The sequence below is a fragment of the Nocardioides sp. Z38_18 genome (assembly GCF_058215695.1).
Genome location: NZ_JBZAJE010000003.1, coordinates 327,766 through 340,462 on the forward strand (window position 1 = coordinate 327,766; position 12,697 = coordinate 340,462).

A 12,697-nucleotide genomic window follows, 5' to 3' on the forward strand; every position below is an offset into this window, starting at 1 on the left:
GAATGTCAGCGCTCGATCAGCAGCAGATTACTCTGTTGTAATACGCGCGTCGCCTTGACTGCTACAACGAGGTAACTCACGCGTTCCTGGCAGAATGCGTCGCGTGAGTGCAGATCTCCGCCTGGTCATGTGGCGACGTATTCCGCCCGCCACCGGCCACAGCACCGCCCGGCTCACCCAGGCCCGCCAAGGCTGGACGGCTCGCGCGACAGAGGTCCTCCTCGACGCGGACGCCCCGATCTCCTGCACCTTCCAGGTCGAGCTGGACGAGGCGTGGCGCACCGTGGCCGCCCACGTAGAGGCGTTCTCCACCGGGGTGGCCACCCTCCACCTCCGCGCCGAGGGCGACCGGTGGTGGCAGGACGGAGAGCGGGCGCCCATCCTCGACGGCTGCGTGGATGTGGACATCGCCGCGACACCGCTGACGAACACGTTCCCGATCAGGCGCCTGCAGTCGCTGGACGCGGGCGAGTCGGCCACGACTTCGGTGGCGTGGGTCGAGGTGCCGACGTTGAGGGTCTCCCGGGTGGAGCAGACCTACACACGGCTGGACCCCGCCGGCGGGCCGGATGCCTGGGAGTACAGCGACCCGCTGCACGGCGCGTTCCGGCTCACCGTGGACGAGGACGGCCTGGTGCTCGACTACGAGGGCTTCGCGACGCGCGCGTGGGACGAGTTGCGGAGCGGGTCCTAGCCGGGGGCACTGTCCGCCTCGATGGGGATCTCGCTCGTCGTGGTGGTCGGATGGGTGCCGGCCGCGCTCGCCGAACTTCTGACCGGTAGCGAGCCCCCCGAGGTAGAAGGAGATGAACGCGATCACGGCGCCGGCGATGTCGTCGGCGATGTAGTGCCAGCCGAAGTAGATCGTGAGAGCACGGTGATGCCCATGAAGGACCACAGCACGATCTTGATGATCCGGTTGCGAAGCGTGTGGCAGTCGGAGTGGACCCCGCGGATCAAACAGGCTCAGCGCTAGGCGTCCGAGGCCGAGGCGACGCGCGCGGCGGAAGCCTTCGAGACGAATGGGTCAGCCAAGGAGTACGAAGTACTGCGGTTCGCTTCGCACAAGGCGCCCCGCCGCGTCCCTCATACCGATGTCGGCGCACCGATCGCGGCAGAAGAGGACGTTTGCTAAGGCCGCCGATGATGCCAGAGGTAGAGGATGGAGACGCCCGTCGCGCAGGTGAGCACTACGTAGCCGAGCACGTCTAGAACAGCGCCCTCTCCGAAGAACCGATCCACCAGGAACATCAGGGCTGCGCCAGCCGCCAGGACAAGGGCGAACATCAAGAGCGCCGTAGAGATGGCGACCGTCACCGTGTCGCGACCCTCTTGACTCCGCATGCCCGCAAGTCTTACCTGTCCTTTGACGGGTGTCGACGCCTCGGACACCTGACTGCACGGATCGCGGCAGATCCGGATGCTCCGAAAGACGATCCCCTTCCGGGATGACAGACAGCCGCATGATGCTCGACGGGTTCACCTTCCTCAGCTCCCCCGCAGGCCAGCGTGTTGGATGGTCCTTATCGTCGTTGTGCATGAACTCAACGCTGCGGTGAGCGGCCGCGGCGACCCGATGCGAGCCAGCGGTCCGCTCCACCGGGTAGTTGGGCGACTTTTGCAGCGATTGCGCGAGCTGCACCGCAACCCAGTGCGGCCGAAGGGCTCCAAGAACCTGTCATCGGCACTCACTCGGGCTTGAGATACGCACCCTGAACGTACCTCACCCGCCCATCACGCAAGGCGCGGCCGGAATTGGCACGCTTCTGGGCATGTCGCTCGCCAAGCACCAGGTGCATTCCAAGAGGAGGCGATGTGCCCGCCGGCGGTCGGTTTGCGTCCAGCCAGGCAAGGATCGTCGAAGAGACGTCCCGGAACGTGTGCTCTTTGAGGCCCAACTTGCGCAAGAGTGTTCGCAAGTCTTCCGGGGAAATCAGGTGGCTCTGCCCCGGCTCACTCGCCCAGGGAACGGGAAAATCGAGCGGCTGTCCGTTGCCCGCACAGATGTCCTGGAACACGAACTGACCGCCGGGTCGCAGGACGCGCGTAATTTCACCGTAAAATTGGCGCTTTTCGGCAATGTTCATTTGCGTCTGAATCGTCCACACGCAATCGAACGCGCCATCATCAAACGGTAGCGCCAAAGCATTGCCTCGACGGAATTGGGTCCGCTCTGCAAGGCGCGTCATGCGGGACAGCTCGGTGGCCACGGTGCAAAACTCAGGCATAAGGTCAATACCGGTGACGTCACACCTGTACGTCGCGGCGAGGAATCGTGCCGGGCCGCCCAGGCCGCTGCCCACGTCAAGCACCCGTGTTCCGGGCTTGAGTGCAGCGAGTGCGGCGAGATCCTTCGTAGCAGCGCGCCCGGCCGAGTGAAACTCATCGGCCGGCGCAAGGTCATCCACAGTCGGCGCGTCAGGGTCCTTACCCGCTTCGCGCAAACCAGCGACGATGCGATCGAGCAATCCGACAGCACGGTAGTGAGCTTGAACTGAACGCTCATCAGCCATGATGACGCCTCCCTTCTGTCGCCCAACCAGATGTCGACACCCTAAATGCGAGGGCGACCACCTCGGTCACCCCGCGATGCCACTGCCAACGCGACCCCCGGCGACCGCTTCGCGTCACAGCGATCCACACCACGACACGCGGGCCGCGCCGGATCCCGCCGTCCCGTAAGCCGAACCTCCTGCGGGAAACTGGCGGTCAGCCGTCCGCGCGACCCCCCTCTCGTCCCGCAAGACCCGTCCGGCGAAGCCTCCGGTGAAGGGGCGTCAACCGGACCAGCGCGCTGGCTCTCGGCATGACCGCGCGCGGATCGCGGCATGAGCGGATGTTCGCCCGGACGCTAGATGATCCTCACCCAGAGTCCCGCTCCCACATGAAGCGGTAGCCCTCGCCTCGTGCTTGCCTTGGATGGAGGAAGGGCCACCAGAAGGACCGCAGCGCGTTGCGCGCCATGTGGCGTACGACGTGAGCCGGAACTTTGACCGCTCTCGCGTTCGCCTCTTCGCGGACAATGTTCTCCGCGTCGGCCTGAGTGAGTGTGCGTCGGTTGCGGCGGATGCGCCGCAGCGCGTTCAGCGTCGCCTCGGCGTGAGCCTCCGCGTTGTAGGGAGGGTCAGGCGGTTGGTCACCCGTACCCACGGCTGTTCTCACCATCCCCGCACCTCCCCTCGCCTCATATGGCGTCTATGCCCAACATGCCACTGCCGGGCCGGGGCATCCGGTCATCGGCAGATCCGGTAAACGCGTGGCGCGCTCGGCGGTCAATAGGCCCCCCAGTAAGACCCCATTACTGGGGAGAGCAGACGAGGACGCAAACAGCTTCTCTCCCTGACGGGTTCTGCTGACCCGGGTTCCTGGAGGGCCTCAGGGGGAAGCGTCTCGCCACGAAGTCAAAGGCGCAGACTGGCACGCAGCACGGGTGCGCGGGTGCAACTATCGGGCTCAGGCCAGTCCGAGCGCGACCTCCTCGAGCACGTCGAGTGCCTCGTCGAGCAGGTGCTCGGGCATCACCAGCGGGGGCAGGAAGCGGAGCACGTTGCCGTAGGTGCCGCAGGTCAGGGTGAGCACGCCGGCCTGGTGGCAGCCGGCGCTGATCTTCGCGGCGAGGGCGGCGTCAGGCTCGGTGGTCCCCGGCCGGACCACCTCGATCGCCATCATCGCGCCGCGGCCGCGGACGTCGCCGATCGCGGGCACCTTCTCGGCCAGCGCGCGCAGGCGCGTGGTCATCGTGTCCTCGATCCGCCTCGCGGCGGCGGGGAGGTCGAGCTCCTCCATTGTGGCGATCGCTCCCAGGGCCGCGGCGCAGGCGACCGGGTTGCCGCCGTACGTCCCGCCGAGGCCGCCGCCGTGCGGCGCGTCCATGATCTCGGCGCGGCCGACCACAGCGGAGAGCGGCAGCCCGCCGGCCATGCCCTTGGCCACCGTCACCAGGTCGGGCACGACGCCCTCGTGCTCGCAGGCGAACCAGGCGCCCGTGCGGCACATGCCCGACTGGATCTCGTCGGCGACGAACACGACGCCGTTCTCGGTGCACCACTCGGCGATCGCCGGCAGGAAGCCCTCAGCGGGTACGACGAACCCGCCCTCGCCGAGCACCGGCTCGATCACGACGCAGGCGAGGTTGTCCGCACCGACCTGCTTCTCGATGACGTCGATGGCCCGGGCCGCGGCCTGCGCGCCGGTCATCTCGACCGGTTCGCGGAACGGGTAGGAGATGGGCGCGCGGTAGACCTCGCCGGCGAACGGCCCGAACCCGTGCTTGTAGGGCATGTTCTTGGCCGTCATCGCCATCGTCAGGTTGGTGCGGCCGTGGTAGGCGTGGTCGAAGACGACCACCGCGTCCCGGCCGGTGTGGGCCCGGGCGATCTTCACGGCGTTCTCGACCGCCTCGGCCCCTGAGTTGAAGAGCGCGGTCTTCTTGGCGTGGTCGCCGGGCGTGACCCGGGCCAGCGCCTCGCACACCTCGACGTAGCCCTCGTAGGGGGCGACCATGAAGCACGTGTGCGTGAACGCCGCGACCTGCTCGGTGACCCGTCGGACGACCTCGGGGGCGGAGTTGCCCACGCTGGTGACCGCGATGCCGCTGGCGAGGTCGATCAGCGAGTTCCCGTCGACGTCGACCACGACGCCACCGCCGGCGGCCTCGACGTAGACCGGGAGCGTGCTGCCCACACCGGAGGCGACGGCCGCCGTACGCCGCTCGTGGAGCTCTCGCGACCGGGGCCCGGGGATCTCGGTGACCAGGCGCCGCTCCTGCGGCAGCTCGGGGCCGCCGGTGCGCATCTGGTCCTGCCCGTTCCCAGACCGCTCGAGCTTGTCGAGACCTGCAGCGGTTTCAGTCGTCATGTGGCCCTCCGGCAACGAGATCGGCACGAGTGAGTGCGTACGCGACTCAGTATTCGCCGTCCGGGAGCCGCCGACAAGCGACCTACAGGAACGGCCGCAGCGGCTTGAGGATCAGCTCGGTGAACCTGCTGTAGACGTCGCGCGCCTCCCACTCGGTCAGGGTCAGCGGGAGGGCGTTGGTGAGGTCGGTCTCGAAGATCCGCTCCATCTCCGCGGCCAGGGCCTCGTCGATGATCTCCACGTTGACCTCGTAGTTGCCCGTCATGCTCAGCCGGTCGATGTTCGCGGTCCCGATGGTGGTCCAGGTGCCGTCGATCGTGGCCGTCTTCGCGTGCACCATCGCGCCCCGGAAGCGGTAGATGCGGACACCGGCGTCCAGGAGCTGGCGGAAGTAGCCCCGGGAGAGCCAGTCAGCGACGATGTGGTTGGACTTGGCGGGCAGCAGTAGCCGCACGTCGACGCCGCGGCGGGCCGCCATCACCAGGGTGCGCACGAAGTCCTCGTCGGGCAGGAAGTAGGCCACGGTGAGCCACACGTGGTGCTGCGAGCGGTCGATCGCCTCGAGGTACATCGCCCGGATCGGGAACATCCACAGCCGGGGCACGTTGCGGTGCAGGCGGATCTTGGGCTCCCACGAGGGGGCGGGGGGCAGGTCCATCGGGTGCTCGCTGCGGCGGAACCGCTTGTCGCGGTGCAGGTTCCAGAAGTCGGCGAACGCGCGCTTGAGGTCCCACACGGCGGGGCCGGTGATCCGGCAGTGGGTGTCGCGCCACTCCGTGGCGTAGGCCGAGCCGAGGTTGTAGCCGCCCACGAAGGCGACCTCGTCGTCGACCACCAGGATCTTGCGGTGGTCGCGGCCGTAGCGGCTGATGTCGAAGAACCGCCAGCCGGCCGAGTACATCGGGAAGACCAGCACCTTCACGCTGGAGGGGAAGTGCTTGAACGGCGGGCGTACGACGAGGTTGGCGAACTGGTCGTAGATCACGCGGACGTCCACGCCGCGGTCGGCCGCGTCGGTGATCGCCTTCTTGAACCGCTGCCCGACGGCGTCGCCCTTCCAGATGTAGGTCTCGAGGAGGACCTGGCGCTGCGCCCCCTCGATGGCGGCGAGCATGTCGTCGTACAGGTCCTGGCCGTAGCTGTACGTCGTGACCGTGCCCTGGCCGACCGGCACCTCCTGGGCGGTGCGGGTGGGGAACGGCTTGGGCTTCTTGCCGCGTCGCCGGTAGGAGTCGACCAGGCTCATCGCGGTGGCCACCAGCACCGGGATCCCGAAGACCACGAGCATCGTCCGTCTCACGATGCGGAGCGCCGGGTGGTCGAAGTTGACGAGTGGATGACGGGACGACACCCCGCCATCCAACCAGAGTGCGGGGAACGGCCACACGACTCGTTTGTCCCCTGACGTCCCCCCGAGCGGCCCCGGACGCCGCTGCGCTTGTCGGTGGTCCCCCGTAGGCTCGTTTCCATGCGTCCCGTCACCGATCTCGAGCGCCGTGTGGCGCCGTTCGACGTGCAGTCCGACTACGTTCCCTCCGGCGACCAGCCGACCGCGATCGCGGAGATCTCCAAGCGGATCAAGGCAGGGGAGAAGGACGTCGTCCTCCTCGGTGCCACCGGCACCGGCAAGACCGCGACCGTGGCCTGGGTGGCCGAGCAGCTCCAGCGCCCGATCCTGGTGATGCAGCCCAACAAGACCCTCGCGGCCCAGTTCGCCAACGAGCTGCGGATGCTCTTCCCGGACAACGCGGTGGAGTACTTCGTCTCCTACTACGACTACTACCAGCCCGAGGCCTACGTCCCCCAGACCGACACCTACATCGAGAAGGACTCCTCGATCAACGAGGAGGTGGAGCGGCTGCGCCACTCCGCGACCAACTCGCTGCTCACCCGCCGCGACGTCATCGTGGTCTCCACGGTCTCGTGCATCTACGGCCTCGGCACCCCGCAGGAGTACGTCGACCGGATGCTGCGGCTCAAGGTCGGCGAGGAGATGGACCGCGACTCGGTGCTGCGGCGGCTGGTGGAGATCCAGTACGCCCGCAACGACCTCTCCTTCACCCGCGGCACCTTCCGGGTCCGCGGGGACACCCTGGAGATCTTCCCGGTCTACGAGGAGCACGCGGTCCGGGTGGAGTTCTTCGGCGACGAGATCGAGCGGCTGATGACGCTGCACCCGGTCACCGGCGAGGTGATCACCGACGACAAGGAGCTCTACGTCTTCCCGGCGACCCACTACGTCGCCGGCCCGGCGCGGATGGAGCGGGCGATCGCCGGCATCGAGGCCGAGCTCGAGGAGCAGCTCGCGACCTTCGAGAAGCAGGGCAAGCTGCTCGAGGCCCAGCGGCTGCGGATGCGCACCACCTACGACGTGGAGATGATGCGGCAGGTCGGCTCCTGCTCGGGCATCGAGAACTACTCGATGCACATCGACGGCCGCAGCCCCGGCAGCGCCCCCAACTGCCTGCTCGACTACTTCCCCGAGGACTTCGTGCTCGTGGTCGACGAGTCCCACGTCGCCGTCCCGCAGATCGGCGGGATGTACGAGGGCGACATGTCCCGCAAGCGCAACCTGGTCGACCACGGCTTCCGGCTGCCCAGCGCGATGGACAACCGCCCGCTGAAGTGGGAGGAGTTCCTCGACCGCATCGGCCAGACCATCTACCTCTCCGCGACCCCGGGCAAGTACGAGATCAGCAAGGGCGGGGGCATCGACAACGTCGTCGAGCAGATCATCCGGCCGACCGGGCTGATCGACCCCGAGGTCGTGGTCAGGTCGACCAAGGGCCAGATCGACGACCTGATGCACGAGATCGGGCTGCGCGTGGAGCGCAACGAGCGGGTGCTGGTGACCACGCTGACCAAGAAGATGTCCGAGGACCTCACCGACTACCTGCTCGAGAACGGCGTCCGCACCCGTTACCTCCACTCCGAGGTGGACACCTTGAAACGGATCGAGCTCTTGCGCGATCTGCGCCTGGGGGAGTACGACGTACTGGTGGGTATCAACCTGCTCCGCGAAGGCCTCGATCTCCCCGAGGTCTCCCTGGTGGCGATCCTCGACGCGGACAAGGAAGGGTTCCTGCGCTCGGACAAGTCCCTGATCCAGACGATCGGGCGTGCCGCCCGCAACGTCTCGGGCCAGGTGGTGATGTACGCCGACCGGATGACGCCCTCGATGGAGATGGCGATCGACGAGACCAACCGCCGTCGCGAGAAGCAGGTCGCCTACAACAAGTTTCACGGCGTCGACCCGCAGCCGCTGCGCAAGAAGATCGCCGACATCACCGACATGCTGGCGCGTGACGACGAGGACACCGAGGCACTGCTCCAGACCTGGCAGGGGACCGGTGCGCGTGGGGACAAGAGCAAGAAGGCGCCGGTGCCGGGCCTCTCGAAGATGCACGAGCGGCTGCCGGACACGGCCGGCATCCCCTCCAGCGACCTGGCCGAGCTCGTCCAGCAGCTCTCCACCCAGATGCACAACGCAGCCGCAGAGCTGCAGTTCGAGGTGGCGGCGCGGCTGCGCGACGAGATCTCCGACCTCAAGAAGGAGCTGCGCCAGATGATGGAAGCGACCAAGTGAGCACCAGATGAGCGAACCGCCGCAGTGAACGAGGACCTCGCTGCCGAGATAGCGGACGTGCTGCTGACCCCGGTGCGCCTGCGCACCGGCTACGAGATGCCCGAGGTCGACGACTTCCTCGACCGCCTCGCCGTCGCCGTCACCGAGGGCGGCTCGGTCCGGGCGCTGGTCGACGCGGCGAGGTTCACCCCGACCCGCATCCGGGAGGGGTACTCCGTCACCGAGGTCGAGCAGCTGCTCGACCGGATCGCGAGCGAGGTCGACCGCCGCATCATCGCGGCGGACCCACGGGCCGAGCAGTAGTGAGGCCTTGGCCGCAGCTGAGCGAGGGAGTTGTTGCTCGCGTAGATTGGTGCCAGTGACAACCTTCTCTCGGTCTCGGTCTCGGTCTCGGGCCGGATCCGGCGTCCGGCCCTCCTCCCGGTCCTCCTTCCGGTCCTCCTTCCGGGGAGCCTGGACGGTGTGGGCCGTCGGGCTGATGGTCTACGTCCTGGCCGTGTTCCACCGCTCCTCCCTCGGCGTCGCCGGGCTGGTCGCTGCGGAGCGGTTCGACATCTCCGCCACCCAGCTGGCCAGTTTCACCATGCTGCAGCTCCTCGTGTACGCCGGGATGCAGATCCCCGTCGGCCTGCTGGTCGACCGGTTCGGCTCGCGCAGCGTGATGCTCGTCGGACTGGTGCTGATGACGTTGGGCCAGGTCGGCTTCGCCTTCGCGCAGAGCTACGCCCTGGCGTTGGGGGCGCGTGCGCTCGTCGGGGTGGGGGACGCGATGACGTTCATCTGCGTCCTGCGCCTGGTCAGCTCGTGGTTCCCGGTGCGGCGGATCCCGCTGATCACCCAGCTGACCGGCATTGCGGGGCAGTTCGGCGCCATCGCCGCCGCGGTGCCGATGACCTTGGCGCTGGCCCGCCTCGGGTGGACGGGCTCCTACCTCGGCGCGGCCTGCGTCGGGGTCGTCCTGTTCGTGCTGGTGCTCCTGGTCCTCCACGACGCGCCGGAGGGCCGCAACCTGCGTGGCCCTCGGTTGTCCCCCCGGACCATCGGCGTCAGCCTCGCCGAGTCGTGGGCCCAGCCGGGCACGCGCCTGGGGTTCTGGATGCACTTCAGCACCCAGTTCAGCGCGACCGCACTGACCCTGCTGTGGGGGTACCCGTTCTTCGTGCTCGGTGAGGGCCGCTCGCCCTCGACTGCCGGGGTCCTGCTCACCCTGCTCGTCCTCTCCCACGCGATCTGCGGCCCCGGCCTGGGCTGGCTCGTCGGCGCGCACCCCTGGCACCGCTCCACGATGGTGCTCTCGGTCGTGGGCGCGATCGTCGCGGTGTGGACGGTCGTGCTGGTGTGGCCGGGTGACGCGCCGCTGGGAGTGCTGGTGGTGCTGGCGGTCGTGGTGGGGCTGGGTGGACCGGCATCGGTGATCGGCTTCGACCTCGGTCGCACCTCCAACCCCTCGCGCCGCCTGGCCAGCGCGACCGGGATCATCAACCAGGGGGGCTTCTACGCCTCGTTGTGCCTCGTGGTCGCGATCGGGCTGGTGCTGGACTGGCGCACCCCGGGGACCGGTTCGGACTACCCGCCGGAGGCCTTCCGGTGGGCGATGAGCGTTCAGTACGTCCTGTGGGGGATCGGCCTGGTGCAGATCGTGCGCTACCGGCGACGGACGCGCGCCCTGATCATCGAGCAGGGCGGGTTCGACCACCCCGACGAGCTCGTCCACGCCCTGGAGGAGGCGCCGGACCCGTCGTCAGACGGGCCTCAGCGGCGCTTGTTGTAGACGGTCATCCCGACCAGTCGCGAGATCACCATCGCGACGTACAGCACCCCGGCGACCTGCTCGATCATCACCACCGACCGGGCATGGCTGCCCGTCGGCAGGATGTCGGAGAGCCCGACACTGGTCAGGTTGGTGAACGAGAAGAACAGCAGGTCGAAGAAGCGGCCCGACCCGTTGCTCAGCGGGTCGATCGAGCCTGGCCAGATGATCTCGACGGCCACGTAGAGGAACGCGAAGCTCCACGCGAGCACCGTGAAGGCGGCCCCGATCGCGTAGAGCTCGTCGGTGGTCACCTTCTCGTCGTGGAAGACGTAGCGGATCGTGCCGTAGAAGACGTAGAGGTAGAACGGTGCGTGCAGCAGGGCGCTGGCGAGCACCACCCACGTCTCCCCGGGCATGAACGCCTCCAGCACGGTCATCAGCAGCGCCGGTACGCCGAGCCCGACCGCGATGTAGGTCAGCGCCGGGGTGCTGCGGACCACCCACAGGGCCAGGCCGACCGCCACCATGGAGATCACCCCCAGCACCGCTGACCCGGCCCGTGAGGTGTCCAGGAAGGGGTAGGCGAGCACCGCCAGCAGCTGCGCGAGGAGCAGCAGGGCAGAGGGGTGGTTGAGCCCTCCTGGCCACTTCTTGATCATTCGAGCCGATTCCTCCACTCACGGAGTCTAGGGCCGTAACTTGTGATCGCGGCCACATCCATGACCTTCCGGACGCTGGCTCGTTCATACGTCCACAAGCACGTGTGCCTTGTTGCACGAAACGAGAACAAGTTCTAGGTTTGCGGCGGTCACGGGGGTGGCCTGCCGGCGAGATCGCGACCGGGATTCAGGGGCTAGGGAGGGTTCGATGGGCTTCACTGCTGCGTCCGTCGTCCGCGGACCCGGAGAAGTCGCCGCGATGGTCGTCGACGTGACCAAGGCCGTGTTCACCACGAAGTTCCAGACCCGTGAGTTCATCGACCAGGCCTGGTTCATCTGCAGCGTCACGCTGCTGCCGACGATCCTGGTATCGATCCCCTTCGGTGCGGTGATCTCCCTCCAGGTGGGCAACCTGACCGGACAACTGGGCGCGCAGTCGTTCGCGGGCGCCAGCGCCGTGCTCGCGGTGGTCCGCGAGGCCGCTCCGATCGCGGCCGCGATGATCATCGCCGGCGCGGCCGGGTCCGCGATCTGCTCCGACATGGGAGCTCGCAAGATCCGCGAGGAGATCGACGCCATGGAGGTGCTCGGGATCGACCCGATCGAGCGTCTCGTGGTGCCACGCGTGCTGGCGACGGTCTTCGTCGCCCTCGGGATCAACGGACTCGTGATCGCCGCCGGCATCGGTGGCGGCTACTTCTTCACCGTGATCATCCAGGGCGGCAACGCGGGCGCGTTCCTGTCCAGCTTCACCGCCCTCGCGAGCCTGCCCGACCTCTACGTCTCGATGGTCAAGGCGGTGATGTTCGGCTACATGGCCGCGATCGTCGGGGCCTACAAGGGGCTCAAGGCCGGCGGTGGCCCGAGCGGCGTGGGCCGTGCCGTCAACGAGGCGGTCATCATCGCGTTCATGGTCCTGTTCGCGCTGAACTCGATCATCACGGCGATCTACTTCCAGGTCGTTCCCCAGGACGGGCTGTAGCCATGGCGACCGTCACCGACATCGGCAAGGAGCTCCTGCGGGAGCGGCGCCTGGGCATCGAGCAGCGCGGCGACCAGCTGCTGTTCTACATCAAGGCGCTCGCGTGGACCCCGGTCGCGATCAAGCGCTACCGCAAGGAGATCCTCGCCATCCTCGCGGAGGTCTCCTTCGGCGTCGGCGGGCTCTCGATCATCGCGGGGACCGTGGGCGTGATCGCGTTCATGGCGTTCTTCGCCGGCACCGAGGTCGGCATCCAGGGCTACGCCTCGCTGAGCCAGATCGGCGTCGCCAAGTTCACGGCGTTCATCTCGGCGTACTTCAACACCCGCGAGGTGGCCCCGCTGGTGAGCGCGATCGCCCTCGCCGCGACCGTGGGCTGCGGCTACACCGCCCGGCTGGGCGCCATGCGGATCTCCGAGGAGATCGACGCGCTCGAGGTGATGGCGGTCCCGGCGCTGCCCTTCCTGGTCACGACCCGGATCATCGCCGCCTTCATCGCGGTGATCCCGCTCTACATCGTCGCGCTGGCGGCCTCCTACCTGTCCCCACGCCTGATCACCACGTTGATCTACGGGCAGTCGGCCGGCACCTACGACCACTACTTCCTGCAGTTCCTGCCACCCATCGACATGTTGTGGTCCTTCTTCAAGCTGCTCTTCCTCGCGGTCGCGGTGATCCTGATCCACTGCTACTACGGGTTCACCGCCTCCGGCGGCCCGGCCGGTGTCGGTACGGCGGTCGGCAACGCGATCAGGACCTCGATCGTGACGATCGTGGTCGCCGACTTCTTCCTCAGCTTCGCGATCTGGGGCTCCACCACCACCGTGCGGATCACCGGATGAGCGCCGCGGGGGTGATCT

The 12,697-nt window shown here is 67.7% G+C and carries 12 protein-coding genes; 7 read left to right on the forward strand and 5 right to left on the reverse strand.

What is annotated here, in order from left to right; translation table 11 throughout:
* Positions 1 to 103: 103 nt before the first annotated feature.
* Together AC4BGC_RS20825 and AC4BGC_RS20830 are read left to right on the forward strand one after the other, a co-directional pair.
* Positions 104 to 694 (forward strand): putative glycolipid-binding domain-containing protein, encoded by a 591-nt coding sequence (locus tag AC4BGC_RS20825; RefSeq protein ID WP_490557495.1) that lies wholly within the window; start codon positions 104 to 106, stop codon positions 692 to 694.
* Between the two features lie 21 nt (positions 695 to 715).
* Entirely contained in the window at positions 716 to 976 is a 261-nt protein-coding gene (locus tag AC4BGC_RS20830) for a hypothetical protein (protein WP_490557496.1), read from the forward strand.
* A 155-nt stretch (positions 977 to 1,131) separates the two neighbouring features.
* Here the strand turns inward: AC4BGC_RS20830 and AC4BGC_RS20835 are convergent, their stop codons facing one another.
* From AC4BGC_RS20835 to AC4BGC_RS20850, 4 genes are all read right to left on the reverse strand, one after another.
* Positions 1,132 to 1,317 (reverse strand): hypothetical protein, encoded by a 186-nt coding sequence (locus AC4BGC_RS20835; protein ID WP_490557497.1) that lies wholly within the window; start codon positions 1,315 to 1,317, stop codon positions 1,132 to 1,134.
* Positions 1,318 to 1,688: 371 nt separating this feature from the next.
* Positions 1,689 to 2,513 (reverse strand): SAM-dependent methyltransferase, encoded by an 825-nt coding sequence (locus AC4BGC_RS20840; protein ID WP_490557498.1) that lies wholly within the window; start codon positions 2,511 to 2,513, stop codon positions 1,689 to 1,691.
* Positions 2,514 to 3,453: 940 nt separating this feature from the next.
* Positions 3,454 to 4,794 (reverse strand): 4-aminobutyrate--2-oxoglutarate transaminase, encoded by a 1,341-nt coding sequence (gene gabT / locus AC4BGC_RS20845; protein WP_490557603.1) that lies wholly within the window; start codon positions 4,792 to 4,794, stop codon positions 3,454 to 3,456.
* A 145-nt stretch (positions 4,795 to 4,939) separates the two neighbouring features.
* Positions 4,940 to 6,145 (reverse strand): phospholipase D-like domain-containing protein, encoded by a 1,206-nt coding sequence (locus AC4BGC_RS20850; protein ID WP_490548901.1) that lies wholly within the window; start codon positions 6,143 to 6,145, stop codon positions 4,940 to 4,942.
* 180 nt (positions 6,146 to 6,325) lie between these two features.
* On the opposite strand from AC4BGC_RS20850, the gene uvrB reads away from it, so the two are divergent.
* The 3 genes from uvrB (at position 6,326) to AC4BGC_RS20865 (ending at position 10,214) form a co-directional block, all read left to right on the forward strand.
* Complete coding sequence (uvrB, locus tag AC4BGC_RS20855) at positions 6,326 to 8,443, forward strand: excinuclease ABC subunit UvrB (RefSeq protein ID WP_490548760.1); 2,118 nt, start codon at positions 6,326 to 6,328, stop codon at positions 8,441 to 8,443.
* Between the two features lie 24 nt (positions 8,444 to 8,467).
* The gene (locus AC4BGC_RS20860; protein ID WP_490557499.1) at positions 8,468 to 8,746 is read left to right on the forward strand and encodes a DivIVA domain-containing protein; all 279 of its coding nucleotides are present in this window, start codon (positions 8,468 to 8,470) and stop codon (positions 8,744 to 8,746) included.
* Between the two features lie 157 nt (positions 8,747 to 8,903).
* Positions 8,904 to 10,214 (forward strand): MFS transporter, encoded by a 1,311-nt coding sequence (locus tag AC4BGC_RS20865; protein ID WP_490557500.1) that lies wholly within the window; start codon positions 8,904 to 8,906, stop codon positions 10,212 to 10,214.
* Here the strand turns inward: AC4BGC_RS20865 and AC4BGC_RS20870 are convergent.
* The gene (locus tag AC4BGC_RS20870; protein ID WP_490548763.1) at positions 10,196 to 10,873 is read right to left on the reverse strand and encodes an ion channel; all 678 of its coding nucleotides are present in this window, start codon (positions 10,871 to 10,873) and stop codon (positions 10,196 to 10,198) included. The genes AC4BGC_RS20865 and AC4BGC_RS20870 overlap by 19 nt on opposite strands.
* 190 nt (positions 10,874 to 11,063) lie before the next feature.
* Here AC4BGC_RS20870 and AC4BGC_RS20875 point away from each other — a divergent pair, with 190 nt between their 5' ends.
* Together AC4BGC_RS20875 and AC4BGC_RS20880 are read left to right on the forward strand one after the other, a co-directional pair.
* Complete coding sequence (locus AC4BGC_RS20875) at positions 11,064 to 11,837, forward strand: MlaE family ABC transporter permease (RefSeq protein ID WP_490548764.1); 774 nt, start codon at positions 11,064 to 11,066, stop codon at positions 11,835 to 11,837.
* A gap of 2 nt (positions 11,838 to 11,839) precedes the next feature.
* Positions 11,840 to 12,679 carry an ABC transporter permease gene (locus tag AC4BGC_RS20880; protein WP_490548765.1) on the forward strand — a complete coding sequence of 280 codons (840 nt, stop codon included), beginning with the start codon at positions 11,840 to 11,842 and terminating at the stop codon, positions 12,677 to 12,679.
* The last annotated feature ends 18 nt before the right edge of the window (positions 12,680 to 12,697 follow it).